We start from the raw sequence: 17,115 nt of genomic DNA, 5'->3' as shown, positions 1-17,115 counted from the left end.
GAAGAACTTCCTTTTCATTTTTTTGAAGGAACCTCTGTCTGTAATTAACGTACTAATACATATAAAGAAAAAGGGGGACAAAGTATGCTTATCCGAAAGTTTGCGTTGGTTATATCAGCACTTTTTATATACTTAACATTATTTCCGACGATTGATGCCTTGGCGGCTCCTAACTTACAAGTTAAAGCAACAGCAGGCTTTAATGGTAAAGCAAAGTATGGGGAAGGATTGCCTATTACCATTACCGTCGAGAACAAAGGGGATGCATTTTCAGGTGATATAGTTCTAGATATTGTTGAATCATATAATCTAGGAAATGCGCAGGCAGTTCCATTTGAAATTGGAGCTGGTGAGACAAAGACCATTCAAATAGCAGCATCGGGATTAACAGAGGACTATATGTATCAAGGGTCTAATGCACAATTGATACATTTCTTTGAAGGCGGATGGGAAAAAGGTAAGTCGATTGATTTTAAAGGAACCAAAAATTTAAGAGCGAGCTTCACAGATCCAGCAAGTAATTTTTATCTTACATTAACAAATAGTGCAGATCGTCTAAAAGTACTTAGTCAAATAAAGCAACAGGGACAATTAAGTGGAGAAGTAGTACATGTTGCCCAATTAAGTAACTTTACATTCCCAACAGAAGCAGCAGCTTGGGAAATGGCAGATTATATTGTCATTGATGAATTTGTTCTTGCGGATCTAGAGGAAAAGCAACAACAAGCAATAGTAGACTATGTGAATGTTGGTGGAAATGTAATTGTAGGTGCATCAGACAATACAGCTGCTGAACTTGGGAAGCTAGGAAGCAATTTGCCTTTGAATCTCCAAGCAAGTACAGTTACTTTGTCAGCAGACAAAGTAAGTGCGTTAACAGCAAACAATAAACTATCAAATGATTTAAAAGTTTATGAGGCCTCTTTAAATGAGGGAGCTATTGAGTTATTAAATTTGGATGGAACTACCATTGCAGCCAAAAAAACTTTAGGTAGTGGATCCATCATTCAAACGACATTTTCCCTTGGCGATGAACCGTTAGCAAAGGATCCAGCATATAGCGACTTACTGACTACTGTTATGCAGTCAGTAAAAGTCAAGAAGAATTCGAATATGTATGGATATAACAGTAAGGATCAACTTGTTTATGAATTAGGTAGTACGAATTCCTTGTTTAGCTCCTTTAAAGTTTCAACTCCGTTAATGATTGGGATTGTTGTCTTTTACATGATTTTAGTCGGACCGCTTTTATATATTTTATTGAAAAGAAAAGATAAAAGAGAGTATGCATGGGGAATAATTCCTCTTACTGCTATTATTGCTTCAGCGGCCATATTTGGATATGGTGCGAGAGATAGAATAGCTCGTCCACAAGTTCAACAATCTTCTTTTTTATATGTTAATGAAGATAATAGTTTGAATGGATATTATTCCGAATCTTTATTAAGTAATAAGAGTGGAGAATTTGCATTCTCTGCCCCTTCCACAACAACTATGATTGCTCAAAGAAGTATGAATGCGTTTACTGGGCAGTCTCCTAACGTACATGAAGAAGTCATTTTAGAAAAACATGCGACAAATAGTGAGCTGACATTTCGCGATGTAGGATATTGGTCAGTTTCTACTTTTCTCGGAAATACACAATTACAAGAAGTAGGTAATTTTGGAGTAGATTTACGAGTAGAGTCAAGTAAATTAATAGGGACTGTACAAAATAATTTTCCTTTTGCACTTAAAGAAGTGTCGGTTTGGTCTGGAAGTAAATTAATTTCATTGGGAGATCTTCAACCAGGAGAAAGAATGGACGTAAACAAAGAATTAGGTACTGTCATGTTAACTCCGACTTCTAATCCATATTTTAATAGGAATTTTGGTATGCCTTCTAGGAATAATGACAATTTATTAGAGCAAAGAAAGCAATCGTTATTTTCTACCAGCCAAATGTTTAGCCAACTAGGCACCAGTCCAGCAATAACAGCTTTTTCAGAAGATAATTTAATACCAATTGAATTAAAAGATAAAAAGGTGGAAATGTCCGCACTACATCTTATCATTCAACCATTTAAAGCAGAAACAATCTTCGCAGGAGAATTTGTATTACCAGCTAATACTTTCACCGTGAACGTCAACACAGAGCAATATGGTAAGTATATGGAACCGGTTGAAAATAGTAATTTAGAGTGGCACTTACAAGATGGAGAATATAATGTTTATTGGAAAGCACCAGATACTATCCCAACAGATAAAGTATTGTGGACACAACTCCAAATAGCTAATACTGATCGAAATTCGCAAAATATAGAAATATGGAATAATGACACTCAAGCTTATGAAGCTATAGATGAAAGTAGATACACAGTAACTGATAATATACAAAGTTATATTAATAAAAATGGCGAAGTGCATTATAAACTTACCAAAAAAGCGATTCAAGGGGATACCTATTCAAGACTTCCAGAAGTTCGTTTAAAAGGGGAGGTTAAGCAATGATTGAGATTAAAGGATTAACGAAAAAATATGGCTCTTTTTATGCATTAAATGACTTAAATCTTACATTGGATGAAGGTACAGTATTTGGGTTTGTAGGTGCGAATGGTGCAGGTAAATCTACTACTTTTTCTATTTTGGCAACGCTGTTACAACCGACTGCTGGGGATGCATTTGTTAATGGGAAAAGTGTTAAGACGGAAGCACATGAAGTAAGAAAGCAAATCGGATATATGCCTGACTTTTTTGGAGTTTATGATCAGTTAAAAGCAAATGAATATTTAGATTTTTATGGTGCTAGCTACGGATTATCAGATGATGATAGAAAAACATTAATTCCACAATTACTTGAACTAGTTAACTTATCACATAAGCGCTATGAATATGTGGATTTGTTATCACGTGGGATGAAACAACGTTTATGTTTAGCAAGAGCACTCATTCATGACCCTAAAGTTTTGATCTTGGATGAGCCGGCATCCGGGTTAGACCCACGTGCACGCGTAGAAATGCGAGATATACTAAGACAGCTAAAAGGGATGGGAAAGACAATATTGATATCCTCGCATATTTTGCCAGAGCTAGCGGAAATGTGTGATGAAATTGGGGTCATTGATGGTGGAAAACTGATTGCTCACGGATCGGTAGCTGAAATACAGGCACAACTTGCTGGAGAAAGGCAGATTACTGTAAAAGTAAAAGGTTTACTTGACAATGCAGCTTCCTTTTTTGAAGAGGATCCTTTCGCTTTCAAAGTAGAACAGCATTTGGAGAAAAATAGTTTAACGTTCCATTATAGAGGTACAGAGGACGATCAAATTACTTTGTTGAAAAAAGCGTTGGATAATAATTTACGTATTATTTCGTTCTCAGAAACCGAAACAGATCTTGAGGATGTCTTTATGGAAATCACGAAAGGGGTGAAATAAGTGAAACAGGCTTTATATAATCCAGTGTTAGTAAAAGAGATTAAATTACGCTTTCGTTCTCTTAAAAGCTTTATGGGAATACTTTTTTATTTAATTGCGATGTGTATTTTTGTATTTGGTTTTATAATGCTTACCACTTCTTTTACAGGAACAGGATACTTTCGTCCGGAGGAAAGCTTCTTCCTTTTTTCCATGCTAACTTATATCCAGTTAGGGCTAATTCTATTTATAACACCAGGACTGACAGCAGGTGCTATTAGTACAGAGCGAGAGAAACAAACGCTGAATATATTATTAACAACTTCACAGACATCCTTACAAATTATATTTGGGAAGCTAACATCGTCCATTGCATTTCTTCTCTTAATGGTATTGGCAGGGTTACCAATTTATAGCTTAGTATTTCTCTTTGGAGGAGTTTCTCCAGGTCAATTAGGAATTATTTTCTTATTTTATTTTCTTACGATGATTACAATAGGTGGAATAGGAATCATGTTCTCTACAATTATTCGAAAAACAATTGTAGCGATGATTGCGACGTATGGAACGATGATTTTTTTAACAGCTGTTACTGGTTTTATTTATCTTGTCATTACAGGAATGAATAGTATGGCAACCGGTTCGTTGACTTCATCGCCTATCGGTCACTTTTTTGCAAGTATTAACCCTGTAGTGCTAATGCTTACACTTATTTCACCTGGATCGGATAGCTTTATTACGGAAACAACAAAGATCGAGTTCCCAATATGGGCAGGTTATACCATTTTTTATGTGGTAATCACGATATTATCTCTTTTTATCGCAGTGAAGAAATTACGTGTAAATATGAAACGATCAAAATAGGGAGGACCCTTTGATGAGCCAACAAAAGCTTATTCGTCTAGTTCAAAAAGCTAGACGAAGCCTTTCATTAGAGCATTATACGAGATATTTCCAAGCAGCCTTATTTTATGGATTTACATGTGCCTCGTCTGTTCTATTTGTTTCTCGCTTATTTGTCTTTCCGTATTATTTACGCTCTTCTATAATTATTGGATTTCTTACTTTCCTAATAGTTTTTTTATATGCTTTTTGGAAAAGACCTACAAAACAGGAGGCATTAGAAAGGTTAGATTCTTTCTTCCCAGACAATATTTTGATTACTGCTTTATCCTTTCTTCAACAGAAAACCGAACTTATTACAGGGCTTGTCAATAAAGCAGAAAGTGATAGTAAAGAAGCTTTAGAGGCATTTAAGAAACGAAAAAAATCTTATATTCAACCTAAATGGATAACAGGATTCGTTCTAGCGCTTGCATTTGCATTAGTCCTATTTGCATTTCCTTCTGCAACACAGCTAGAAGCGAAGGATATAGAAAAGGAAAATCAAGTTGTAAATGAAATGAAGAAAGAAGTAAATAAATTAGAGAAAAAAGAAATGGTAAAGTCTGTGAAAAAAGATTTGAAGGAATTAAAGGAAAAATTGAAAGAAGTAGATACAGCGGAAGAAGCATTGCGCGAAGTAGTAAAAAAACAAAAAGAATTGGCCTTGAAAGAACAAAAGCTAGAGAAGAAGAAAGAGCTCTCGGAAAATGGGGAAACAACCGAAACATCTCTATCAGCGGAAGAACAAAAAGAGCTTGCCTCTTTGGAAGATGTAAATGATACTCTAGCAAAAAGTGCGGCATCCTCTCAAACAGCTTTAAGTAAAATGGGTAAGACATTCCCCTTTAGCACAAATGAAATAGCTCAAGGAAACTCGAGTTCAAATAACAATAGCACGAATACTTCCGGAAAATCAGGGAATGGCAACGAGGAACAAGAAGGTGCAAGTGAAAATAAAGGAACAGAACAAAAGGGCCAAGGCCAAGGACAGGGACAGGGCCAAGGACAAGGACAGGGCCAAGGCCAAGGCCAAGGACAGGGCCAAGGTCAAGGACAGGGCCAAGGTCAAGGTCAGGGCCAAGGACAGGGACAGGGCCAAGGACAGGGTCAAGGACAGGGCCAAGGTCAAGGTCAAGGTCAAGGTCAAGGGTCTGGTGCAGGTAAAGGTTCCGGAGGAAGAGACCTCCTTTCTATCCCATCAAGAATTGGTGGAAATGGCGAAACTAGCGTCGATAGTGGAAAACTTGGTGAGGGGGAAGCAGCAAGTGAACAATCTGGTGAGGTACCTGTAACTCGGGGATCCGTTAAACCATATGAAGAAGTGGTAAATGAATACGCTGACTCTTACTTAAAAAGCTCGGAGAGAATGCAATTACCATCTGATTTACAACGAATTGTTCAAGATTATTTCTCTACAGTTGAAAATAGTGATTAATGGAGGATACTTATGACTTTTACTACAGAAGATTATTTGAATATGAGTAAACGTTTAGAAGAAGTTAAGACAGAAATAGGTCAATTTATTGTGGGTCAAAAAGAGGCAGTTGAGTTTGCAATTTATTGTGTTTTAGCTGATGGTCATGCTCTTTTAGAAGGGCTACCTGGTCTCGGTAAAACAATGCTTATTAGAACAATTTCTGAAGTACTCGATTTGTCTTTCTCTCGAATTCAATTTACACCAGATTTAATGCCCTCAGATATTACAGGAACAAGTATGATTGAACGTTTAGAAAATGGAAAACAGCAATTCACCTTTCAAAAAGGCCCAATATTTAGTCAAATGGTGTTAGCAGATGAAATTAACCGTGCTACACCAAAAACGCAAAGTGCACTTTTAGAAGCAATGGGAGAAAAAACCGTGACAATACTCGGAGATACGAAACAGATGGATCGACCTTTCTTTGTATTAGCTACACAAAATCCAATCGAAATGGAAGGGACATATCCTTTACCAGAGGCACAAATGGATCGTTTTCTTTGTAAAATTCTTGTTTCGTATCCAACAAAAGAAGAACTAATCGAAATTACAAAACGGACAACAGGTGGTAATTCCATTGAACTAAATAAAATAATGAATGCAAAAGATATTGTATATGCACAACAAATGGTGAAAGAAGTTTTAATCGCAGATGATATGCTGGAATATGCCGTTGATATTATTGCAGCTACGCATCCAGAAGCGGCAATTGTCCCTGAAATTGCACAATACGTACAATACGGAAGTGGACCACGTGGTTTACAAAGCCTTATAAAGCTTGCAAAAGCACGTGCGTTAGTAGCCGGCCGATATCATGTGTCCATTGCGGATATAAAGTCAGTGGCAAGACCTGTTCTAAGACATCGTTTGTTATTGAATTATGAAGGAGAAGCAGAAGGTAAAACTGCTGACGAAATGGTGGAATTAATCTTACAAACTATTAAACAAGGGCAAACAATATGAGTACAGAGCCATTAGTACCAAAAGATTGGGCTGGTAAACTGAGTAGACTTTCTTTAGCAACCAAATCCAAACTGCGTGGTCAACATAAAGGTTCCCATCGCTCCCAACGATTTGGAGCTTCTCTCGATTTTTCAGATTTTCGAGAGTATAGCCCTGGAGATGATGTACGCCAAATAGATTGGAATGTATACGCTCGAACAGAAAAGTATTTTATTAAACGATTTCTAGATGAACAAGAAATGCGAGTACATATAATACTTGATTCCACCAAATCTATGGGGGATAAAATGAAATGGACGTTTGCAAAACAACTAGCTATATCCATTGGAATTCTCGTTTTGCAGCGTGATGATCGTTTATCTTTCACTGCAGTAACAGATGATAAGAAACCACCATTTAGACGAAAAGGGGCAACATATCGAAAGGCATTTACTCAAATAATTTCTGATTTAAAAGAACCTATGATAACAAAGTCGTTCACTGACAATGTCATTTCTTTTCTACCAAAGGACAGTACTGTTCTTTTTATTATTTCAGATTGCTTAGAAACCATAGAATCTTGGGAAAAATTACTTCAAAAATTACCGAAATTCGCAGGTGACATACGTATTTTACAAGTAGTAACGGAAGACGAGCTAAAGCCAACTTATACAGGTGATGTGCAATTAGAAGATGTGGAAACTACTCATCAATTAAATATATCTATGTCTACCAGCGTATTGGAAGCATATGAGCGAGAAAGAAAATTACATCAGCAAGCTTTAGAATTGTTATGTAGAAAATTCGGGGTAAAACTGCTTCAGGTTAATGCAGAAGATGGTATTTCACAAACTATGTTTCATCAACTATTACGTGCAAACTGGGTACAGTGAGGTGAAATTATTTGGGTTTTAATCAGTTAGGGTTTTTATGGACAGTAATTTTTCCGTTAGCGGTTTTACTTTATTATTTCTTTCGTAAAAAATATGCGAAACAGAATGTTTCGTCCACTCTCTTTTGGAATGAAGCTATGAAGGAAACAAAGGCATCTCCTTATTTGAAGCATTTACAACGAAATGCTTTATTTTATTTGCAGATGCTCGCAATGATTTTATTGGTTATTGCCTTACTACAACCTTTTTGGAAAACAAAATCATTGGCTGGAGAACAAGCTTTGTTTATTGTAGACACATCTGCAACGATGGAAGTGAATACAAATGGTACATCTCTTTTTGAGCAACATAAAAAGGATATGTTAACACTTTTGGAACAGCTTTCAGGTAAACCATTAACAATAATAACTACTGGCAATCAACCGGAAGTTATCGCTCGCCAAGAAACGAACTTGAATGAAATTAAAAATATTATAAACGATATAGAAGTAAGCTATGAAGAAGAAAGTATGTCGAAATCATTAGACTTTGCTCAATCATTTTTTCATAACAAAGCGACCTCTGTTTACATATTTACCGATCAACTTGACAAGCAATCGTTGCCTTTACAATATGAGCAAGTAAGTTGGAATGTAGTTGGACAAACAAAGGATGTAAGAAATGTATCTTTGAAGAGATTTGGCGCTACCAAAACGAATACTGGAATCTCCGCTTTAATTCAGGTTGAAAACCAGTCAAATAAAGAAGAAGTAACTGAATTGACACTGTCAAATGAACAGACAGAAATGGTAAAAGAAAAGATTACCATACCTCCAAATGAAACAGTTACTTTATCATTTAATGACCTTAAAGAATCGTCCTTATTAAAAGCAAACCTAAATATAAAGGATCATTATTCTCTTGATGATTCCATGACTGTCTTTATGCAAGACCAATTATCAAAAGTATTTATTGATAGTTCTTTGCATTCCCTCGTTAGAACTGCTTTTCAATCGTTAGATATAGAAGTAAGCAGCATACCTCCTGAACAAGTAGGTTTGTTAAAAGAAGAAGGTATTGTCGTAACAAATCAATTCGGATTAATGGAACAGTTAGAGCTTCCATCTTTTTTTATTGGTAGAAATGATGTTACACCAATAGAAGTTAATGGTGTTGTAGAAACATTGGAACATCCTCTTTTTTCTTTTGCTAATCTAACAGATATATATGTGAATAGTGTATATCCACCTATAGAAGGATATACGACAATTGCAACAGTGGGAGAAGAACCATTCATTCAAGTTTCTCCAAGAGGAGATATTGTTGTTCTTTCTGATATTCAAATGACTGATTGGCCTCTGAGTCCATCGTTTCCTCTGTTTATGTGGAGTGTGAAAGAGCAGCTATCTGCCGGTAATACTTATTTAGGGACTTTTTCACCGAATGAACGCAAAGCCTTGTCGCTTGGAAGTGCAAGCAATGAGTGGGAGCTTTATACGATGGCTGATGAGTATGAATATTCCATTGAAAACGGGGGTGCATTTATAGCACCTAAGAAACCAGGTTTATATGTACTCCGTTCAGATGAAAAAGAAAAAAATATTTCAGTTGCTCTATCTCAAAAAGAAAAAGAAATTCAAAAAGGAGAGACTTATACATTAAGTGGACAACAAATAGAATCGAAGGAAAACTTTAGTCAACATTCATTTGTTCCTTACCTATTAATTGTTTTATTGTTACTATTTGTCCTAGAGTGGGAGGTGCAAAGACGACGTGGATTTACGAGTTGATCAACCACTATGGCTACTATTATTTATTCCAATTTTGATTTACTTAATTTGGACATGGAGAAGAGATAAAAATAGTTTTCGAAAAGAAGCAAAAGTAGTATTTTTTATACGTCTACTTGCTATCTTCTGTTTAATCCTAGGGTTAACAAATCCATATCTATTATTACCTATTAAAGAAGAACAAGTTTTGTTTTTAGTCGATCGTTCGGCTTCTGTTCAAGGAACTGATCAACAAGTGGCAGAATGGATTGAAAAAAGCATGTCTACCCGAAAGGATTCTCATCTTGTAGGCGTTTATACATTTGCAGAAGACTTTCAATCAGAAGTCGCATTGACGAGTGGAGAAGTAAATTTACCTGTTTTTGCGCCAATGAAAGATCCAGGTGATACAGATATAGCAAGAGCATTACAACTATCTACGGGTATTGTGGAGCCCAACAAAGCTACACGTATTGTTCTTTTCACAGACGGTATCGAAACTACTGGTTCTGTTACAGATGAGTTAGTTAAAATTACTGGAGGAAATGTAACGATTGACGTAGTTCAACTGAATAGGATAGCTACAGAAGATGTTGCAATAACCTCTTTTGAGACGCCACCCGTTGCGTTTGAAGGAGAGCAACAACAGTTAAACGTCGAATTAGAATCCACTACTAATACAAAAGGAGAAATACTTCTTTATCAAAATGATGAGTTAATATCAAATCAGCATTTAACGCTTGAACAAGGTACAAATACGTATACTTTTCGAAATTCATCTGCTGGGGAGGGCCTTTTAAAGTATGAGGTTCAAGTAGTCATTGCGGGGGATGGTTTAATTGAAAATAATAAACTGACAAGTGTCACGAATGTTGAAAGTTCACCACAACTACTAATCGTGACACATGAAAGAAATAACTCTAATATTGCATCAGTTATCGATCAAGCTGCTATCAAGACGGACGTGATTGATTCTACCGAGCTTCCGTTCGATCTATCCAATTATTTGGCGTATGATGCAATTATTTTTGATAGTGTTCCTGGGCATGTTGTGGGAGAGCAAAAAATGACCGTCATCGAACAGGCAGTGAAGAATTTCGGTGTAGGGTTTATGATGGTTGGCGGCAAAAATAGCTTTGGCTTAGGTGGATACTTTAAAACTCCTATTGAAAAGTTACTTCCAGTGGAGATGGAGATTAAAGGTAAGCATCAATTGCCTTCTCTTGGATTAGTAATTGTTATGGATCGTTCTGGAAGTATGAGTGGCTCAAAATTCGAATATGCGAAAGAAGCAGCAGCCCGTTCAGTAGAAATGTTACGTGAAGGAGATACGCTTGGATTCATAGCATTCGATGATCGTCCTTGGGAAATTATAGAGACAGCATCTTTAGAGAATAAAGAAGAAGCCTTAGACACTATTTTATCTGTAGGGGTAGGCGGGGGCACAGAAATATATTCGAGTTTAGCTTTAGCTTATGAACGCCTATCTCCTTTAAAACTGCAAAGAAAGCATATCATTTTATTAACAGATGGACAGTCAGCTACTTCAAACGATTACGAGGCATTAATTGAGGAAGGATCGCAGGATTTAATAACAGTGTCTACTGTTGCAGTTGGGCAGGATGCAGACAGAGCATTATTGGAAAATATTGCTGAAATCGGTGGTGGATCTTTTTATGATGTGGCAGATGAATCTACTATTCCAGCCATAATGTCTACCGAAACGGCCATGATCTCCCGCACGTATATTGAAGATAATCCGTTTTATCCCACCATTTATGGAGATGCAGCATGGACGAGTTTATTTGCCGATGGTGTACCACAAATGAACGCGTATATCGCGACTACTCCTAAACAAACAGCATCTATTATTGCGGAAAGTGAAAAAGAAGATCCTGTTCTAGCAGAATGGATGTATGGGTTAGGAAGAACAATTGCTTTTACATCTGATTCCATAGGAGAGTGGAGTGGTGATTTCGCAAATTGGAATAATTGGGGTGATTTTTGGAACACAGCAGTTTCTCGACTTTTACCTGCATATAGTGAGGTACCTTTCACGATTCAAAAATCAAGTGATGGTAGTTATTCTGTAGCGGATCCTACTGGGAAGTCTTCGTTTATTGAAGTAACTGCAGTCAATGAAAAAGGAGAAGAACTACCTGTTACGTCAGAACCGATAGCACCTGGAAAATCAAGAGTGACAGTTGAAAGTGATCCTGGTCTTGTATTTTTCCGTGTTTCAAATGAACAAGATGCCTTATACCAAGCAGGCATATCGATACCATATAGTGCAGAATATAAGGTGCAGAAGGCAAATTCAAATTTGCTGGAGCAGATTGCAAGTCAAACAGGGGGCAAGCTGCTTACAGAAGCATCTGATGTATTTCGACCTATAGAGATAAAAAGCTCTGAAAAACAATCGATTCAACAAATGCTTGTACTTGCTGCGATTATTTTGTTTTTTATAGATATTACGATTAGAAGGTTTGGTTTTAGACAACTTATAGCTCCATTCTATAAATTGAAAAGAAAAGAAAAAATACCGAACGTGACTTCGACAAGTAATGTTGAAAAACTTGTAAAAGAGAAAAAGAAACGATAAAAAAAGCTGCTAGTGATAAGAAATTCACTGGCAGCTTTTGTGTTATATTACGGGATTCCTTTTCTTAATCCAAACTAGAGTTAAACCCCATGAAAATAATAATATGACTGAACCTATGACAAATGGAAAATTGATATTTATATCAAAAAAGATTCCCGCTAGTGCTGGACCTATCATATTTCCTAAACTCATATAAGCATTATTCATTCCTGCAGCAAATCCTTGTTCATGCCCGGCCAATTTTGAAACAACCGTATTGACCGCTGGTCGAATAAGAGTAGTTGCAGTAGAAAATATAGAAGCCACTGTTAATACAAGCCAGAAAGCATCTACTAGGAAGAATAGTAATAAAGCAGAGGCAGCTACTACTAAATTGATTAAGATAACATTTATTTCTCCGAAACGCTTGAACAACTTATCGACAACGACTGTTTGAACAATTACACCTATAAATCCACCAACTGTTAATACGACTGCTATGTCTTGTGGAGTATAATTGTATTTATGATCTACGTATAATGAGAAGGTCGTTTGGAAATTGGCAATACCAAATGAGAAAACAAAGATGATGATAAGCATCATAAAATAAGGTGTTTTAACAGAGTTCTTCATTTGAACAAAAATATCTTGTCGTTTTTTCTCTTCAGGAGGATTTGCCGAAACAGCATTTTTAATATCCGGCAAAATGAAAAAAGATACAATGGCAGATAGGATTGCTGCTAGGGCAGCCATATAGAATGGGAAAGTTAAGCTAACGTTAGCTAAAAATCCTCCTATTGCTGGACCAATCATAAATCCAAGAGACATAGAAGCACCAAGGAGTCCCATTCCTTTTCCTCGTTCTTCAAGAGAGGTGATATCTGCAACAAATGCCATCGTTGCAGGAATTAAAAAGGCTCCTCCAATCCCACTAACAAAACGTGCACAATAAAGCATCCACTCATGAGTAGCCATTCCGAACCATAATTGTGAAGCAGAAAAGATAACTAGGCCAACTATGATTAGTTTCTTGCGTCCCAGTGAATCAGATAAATCTCCAGCTAAAGGAGAAAATAAAAACTGACCTAATGCAAAGGAAGCAATAATAAATCCGAGTGCTTGTCCTGCTACACCAAATGTTTCAAGATATTGAGGCATAACTGGAATAACTAAACCGATTCCTGCCATCGCTATAAACATATTAAACATTAATATGTAAAGGGCATATTGATTTGATTTCTTTTTCATACGTTTCCTACTTTCTAAAAATACTTATATACGTCTATCGATTCTATCACATTCTTATCATAATAAAAACTTTCGCAACACGAATTATTGTTAATTTTATATTTAGATAATTAAAAACCTAGAACCGTCTATTAATAGACGGTTCTAGGTTTTTAGTTTGTACTCATTTTAAACTCTAAAAATAATTCATTGTACTTACCGAGTAATTCAAGACCGAGATTATTATAAACTTCTAAATTGTCTCGTTGTTCCTCTGGAGGATAGAAACGTTCATCCGAGGTAACTTCTTCATCCATTAAGGAAACTGCTGCAACGTTTGGTGTAGAGTAACCTACATAATCTGCGTTTTGAGCAGAAATTTCAGCATCTAACATAAAGTTAATAAATGCATGGGCTCCTTCCACATTAGCAGCAGTTTTCGGTATAACCATATTATCGAACCATAAATTGGATCCTTCTTGTGGAACTGCATAGTCAAGTTCTTCATTTTCCCACATCATATCAGCAGCTTGTCCTGACCAAGTAAGTGCCACAGCAGCTTCCTCATTAACCATTAGTTGAGTTACTTCATCTCCAATAATAGCTTTTACATTAGGTGTAAGTTTTTTCAACTTATCTGTAGCTTCTTGCAACTCGTTTTCGTTTGTTGAGTTTAAAGAATAGCCTAAACTATTCAAGCCCATTCCAATAACTTCTCTGGCACCGTCTACTAATAGAATTTCTCCTTTTAAAGATGGATCCCAGAGTGCTTCCCAACTTTCAAAGGTTTGTCCATCGAGCAAGCTCGGATTATAAACGATTCCTACAGTTCCCCAAAAATAAGGAATAGAAAATTCATTTTTAGGATCAAAGGACAAGTCTAAAAAATATGGATCAATATTTTTTAAATTCGGTATTTTGGAATGGTCAATTGGTAATAGTAAATTATTTTCTTTCATTTTTTCTATTGCATATTCAGAGGGGACAGCAATATCGTAGGAAGTCCCACCTTGCTCAATTTTAGTCATCATAGCTTCATTCGAATCGAACGTTTCATATACGACCCGATATCCGGATTCTTCCTCAAATTGTGCGATTAACTCTGGGTCAATATATTCTCCCCAGTTATAAATAGTAACGGTATCATTCCCAGCTTTTCCTGAGCTTTTATTTAAATAGTCATTAACAAGAAATAATAAAATACATACAACGATTATTGCTACTGTAGCTCTTATAATATTCTTCATTTTCTTACCCCCATTCCAACAGGGTTTTTACCACGTTGACTAATAAAGTAATAACCAACTACTAGGAACAAAGTAACTACAAAAATGATACCAGATAGCGCATTAATCGTTAAGGTTATACCAGCACGTGCCATGGAGTAAATTTCAACAGAAAGCGTACTGAAACCATTCCCTGTAACGAAAAAAGTCACTGCAAAATCATCTAGTGAATAGGTTAATGCCATAAAAAATCCCGCAAATATTCCCGGTTTGATAAATGGAATAATCACTCGAGATAATATATCTTTGTTCGTCGCTCCAAGGTCAGCTGCAGCATCGATTAAAGAGCTGTTCATCTCTTGTAGCTTTGGAAGAACCATAAGTACAACAATAGGAATACTAAATGCGATATGAGAAATTAACACAGAAGCAAATCCCAATTTAACACCGACCATTGTAAACAAGATTAAGAAGGAAGCACCAATAACAACATCTGGACTTACAATTAATACATTATTTAAAGATAAAATGGAATTACGGATAGATTTATTTCTCATATAGACAATACCAAGGGAACCAAACACACCAATAATCGTTGCTATTAATGCAGAAAGTAATGCAACAATTATAGTATTAATAAGTATCATAATCAGTCGAGTGTCAGAAAAGACAGCTCCATAATGTTCCCATGTAAATGACTCAAAAGAATTCATCGTACCGCCACTATTAAAAGAATAAAAGATTAGATAAAAAATCGGTGCGTATAAAACAATAAATACGAGGGCTAAATATAGCTTTGCTGACTTACTTGTTTTTTCCATGTAAATTAGCCCCCTTATCTCTTTGGCCTGTAATTATCATTATTATTACCATGAATATAATTAGGAATACTGCAATTGTTGCACCCATTCCCCAGTTTTGTGTAACTAAAAATTGTTGTTCAATAGCTGTACCTAGTGTAATTACCTTGTTCCCAGCGATTAAACGTGTAATCATGAAGAGGGAAAGGGAAGGGATAAATACTGCTTGAATACCAGCTTTCACACCATTCGTCGTTAATGGGAAAATCACTTTTGTAAAGGTCGTCCAACTTGATGCACCTAAATCTCTACCAGCATCAACTAAGGATGGATTTAACTTATCCAATGCATTAAAGATAGGTAGAATCATAAAAGGAATAAAAATATAGACTGAGACAAAAATAAAACTAAAATCAGTAAATAATATTTGCTGCTCTCCGATTCCAAATACATTTAAAAATGCATTTATAGGTCCATATAAACCAAAAATTCCAATGAAAGCATATGTTTTTAGAAGTAAGTTTATCCAAGACGGAATAATGATTAATAATAGCCATAATTGTTTATGTTTTGTTTTTGTTAAAAAATAAGCTGTAGGGTAAGCAATTAGTAAAGAAAACAATGTAATTAAAAAAGCATACCAGAAAGAGCTAATGGTCAATTTTAAATAAACAGAAGTAAAGAAATTTTGATAATTTGTAAGCGTAAAGTTACCGTTTAAGTCAAAGAAAGAATAATAAGCAATCAATGCTATTGGAGCTATTACAAATAATAGAATCCAAGCAAAATACGGTACTAAATATAAAGTTTTCGTATTTTTAGTTTGCATACTGTTCTTCTCCGTAAGATTCTAAACGTTTGTCGAATTCTTCTTCTGTTTCATTGAGACGCATTACATGAATAGATTCTGGATCAAAATCTAAACCGATAAATTCACCGACTTCTGCTTTTTTGGTTGAGTGAACAAGCCATTCATTTCCCTCATCATCGTAAGTTGAAAGTTCATAGTGAACCCCTCTAAATAGCTGAGTATCTACTTTTACTTTCATTTTTCCTTTTTCAACTTCTGTGATTTCTAAATCTTCTGGACGGATTACAATATCAACTTTTTCGTTTGTATTTAACCCCTGATCGACACACTCAAATACTTTTCCACCAATTCGAACTTGAAAATCCGCAACCATCGTTCCAGATACAATATTAGATTCCCCAATAAAATCAGCTACGTAGCGATTAATTGGTTCATCATAAATGTCCATAGGAGTACCGCTTTGTTCAATGTGACCTGCATTTAATACGAAAATTTCATCAGACATTGCAAGTGCTTCTTCTTGGTCATGTGTCACAAAAATAAAAGTTTTTCCTAACCGTTGTTGTAATTCACGAAGCTCGTATTGCATTTCAGAGCGAAGTTTCAAGTCAAGAGCTGATAGAGGCTCGTCTAGTAAAATTATTTCAGGATCATTGACGATTGCACGAGCTATTGCAACACGCTGTCTTTGCCCACCAGACATTTCAACGATTTCTCTATTTTCATATCCTGTCAAATTAACAAATTTAAGTGCCTCAAATACTTTTTGTTCTATTTCTTTTTTTCCTAACTTTTTAATACGAAGACCAAATGCAACATTTTCAAACACATTTAAATGTGGAAACAATGCATAGTCTTGGAATACGGTATTTACTTGACGTTCATTTGCAGGAACGTTATTAATTAGTTTCCCATTGAAATAAATGTTTCCACTGGAAGGCTGCATAAATCCTGCTATTAATCTCAATATTGTTGTTTTCCCACAACCAGATGGTCCTAGAAGAGTATAAAACTTTCCACGTTCTAATTCCAAGTTAATATTATCAAGTACTGTAGTGTCTGAATCGTAGAATTTTGTAACATTCTCGAAACGAATGATTGTTGTTTCCGACATAAAATCCCTCCATAAC

13 protein-coding genes are annotated in these 17,115 nt (G+C 35.8%); 8 read left to right on the top strand and 5 right to left on the bottom strand.

The window, feature by feature from the left end; genetic code table 11:
* The first annotated feature begins 84 nt into the window (after positions 1–84).
* Genes P2Q73_RS04420 through P2Q73_RS04385 form a run of 8 tightly spaced genes read left to right on the top strand, consistent with a single transcriptional unit; the run spans position 85 to position 11,942 of the window.
* The gene (locus P2Q73_RS04420; RefSeq protein ID WP_275784362.1) at positions 85–2,490 is read left to right on the top strand and encodes a DUF7408 domain-containing protein; all 2,406 of its coding nucleotides are present in this window, start codon (positions 85–87) and stop codon (positions 2,488–2,490) included.
* Positions 2,487–3,416, top strand: coding sequence for an ABC transporter ATP-binding protein (locus P2Q73_RS04415; protein WP_053590179.1), 930 nt, complete (start codon positions 2,487–2,489; stop codon positions 3,414–3,416). Before P2Q73_RS04420 ends, P2Q73_RS04415 begins: the two co-directional genes overlap by 4 nt.
* Positions 3,417–4,259, top strand: coding sequence for an ABC transporter permease (locus tag P2Q73_RS04410; RefSeq protein WP_275784359.1), 843 nt, complete (start codon positions 3,417–3,419; stop codon positions 4,257–4,259).
* A gap of 13 nt (positions 4,260–4,272) precedes the next feature.
* Positions 4,273–5,715, top strand: coding sequence for a hypothetical protein (locus P2Q73_RS04405; protein ID WP_275784357.1), 1,443 nt, complete (start codon positions 4,273–4,275; stop codon positions 5,713–5,715).
* A 12-nt stretch (positions 5,716–5,727) separates the two neighbouring features.
* Complete coding sequence (locus P2Q73_RS04400; protein WP_275784353.1) at positions 5,728–6,720, top strand: AAA family ATPase; 993 nt, start codon at positions 5,728–5,730, stop codon at positions 6,718–6,720.
* Positions 6,717–7,592, top strand: a complete 876-nt coding sequence (locus P2Q73_RS04395) for a DUF58 domain-containing protein (RefSeq protein WP_275784351.1) — start codon at positions 6,717–6,719, stop codon at positions 7,590–7,592. The genes P2Q73_RS04400 and P2Q73_RS04395 overlap by 4 nt, the downstream gene beginning before the upstream one ends.
* Before the next feature lie 11 nt (positions 7,593–7,603).
* Positions 7,604–9,361 carry a vWA domain-containing protein gene (locus P2Q73_RS04390; RefSeq protein WP_275784349.1) on the top strand — a complete coding sequence of 586 codons (1,758 nt, stop codon included), beginning with the start codon at positions 7,604–7,606 and terminating at the stop codon, positions 9,359–9,361.
* Positions 9,345–11,942, top strand: coding sequence for a VWA domain-containing protein (locus P2Q73_RS04385; RefSeq protein ID WP_275784346.1), 2,598 nt, complete (start codon positions 9,345–9,347; stop codon positions 11,940–11,942). The genes P2Q73_RS04390 and P2Q73_RS04385 overlap by 17 nt, the downstream gene beginning before the upstream one ends.
* Positions 11,943–11,984: 42 nt before the next feature.
* Here the strand turns inward: P2Q73_RS04385 and P2Q73_RS04380 are convergent, their stop codons facing one another.
* The 5 genes from P2Q73_RS04380 to P2Q73_RS04360 form a co-directional block, all read right to left on the bottom strand.
* Positions 11,985–13,169, bottom strand: coding sequence for an MFS transporter (locus P2Q73_RS04380; RefSeq protein WP_275784343.1), 1,185 nt, complete (start codon positions 13,167–13,169; stop codon positions 11,985–11,987).
* A 152-nt stretch (positions 13,170–13,321) separates the two neighbouring features.
* Positions 13,322–14,395, bottom strand: coding sequence for an ABC transporter substrate-binding protein (locus P2Q73_RS04375; RefSeq protein WP_053590171.1), 1,074 nt, complete (start codon positions 14,393–14,395; stop codon positions 13,322–13,324).
* On the bottom strand, positions 14,392–15,195 hold the full coding sequence (locus tag P2Q73_RS04370; protein ID WP_275784337.1) for an ABC transporter permease: 804 nt from the start codon (positions 15,193–15,195) through the stop codon (positions 14,392–14,394). The genes P2Q73_RS04375 and P2Q73_RS04370 overlap by 4 nt, the downstream gene beginning before the upstream one ends.
* Complete coding sequence (locus P2Q73_RS04365; protein ID WP_056827463.1) at positions 15,179–16,003, bottom strand: ABC transporter permease; 825 nt, start codon at positions 16,001–16,003, stop codon at positions 15,179–15,181. Before P2Q73_RS04365 ends, P2Q73_RS04370 begins: the two co-directional genes overlap by 17 nt.
* Positions 15,993–17,099 (bottom strand): ABC transporter ATP-binding protein, encoded by a 1,107-nt coding sequence (locus P2Q73_RS04360; RefSeq protein ID WP_053590168.1) that lies wholly within the window; start codon positions 17,097–17,099, stop codon positions 15,993–15,995. Before P2Q73_RS04360 ends, P2Q73_RS04365 begins: the two co-directional genes overlap by 11 nt.
* Between the last annotated feature and the right edge of the window lie 16 nt (positions 17,100–17,115).

It is taken from the genome of Bacillus sp. Cr_A10 (assembly GCF_029222665.1).
GTDB lineage: Bacteria > Bacillota > Bacilli > Bacillales_A > Planococcaceae > Psychrobacillus.
This window is presented reverse-complemented; position numbering and strand designations above follow the sequence as displayed.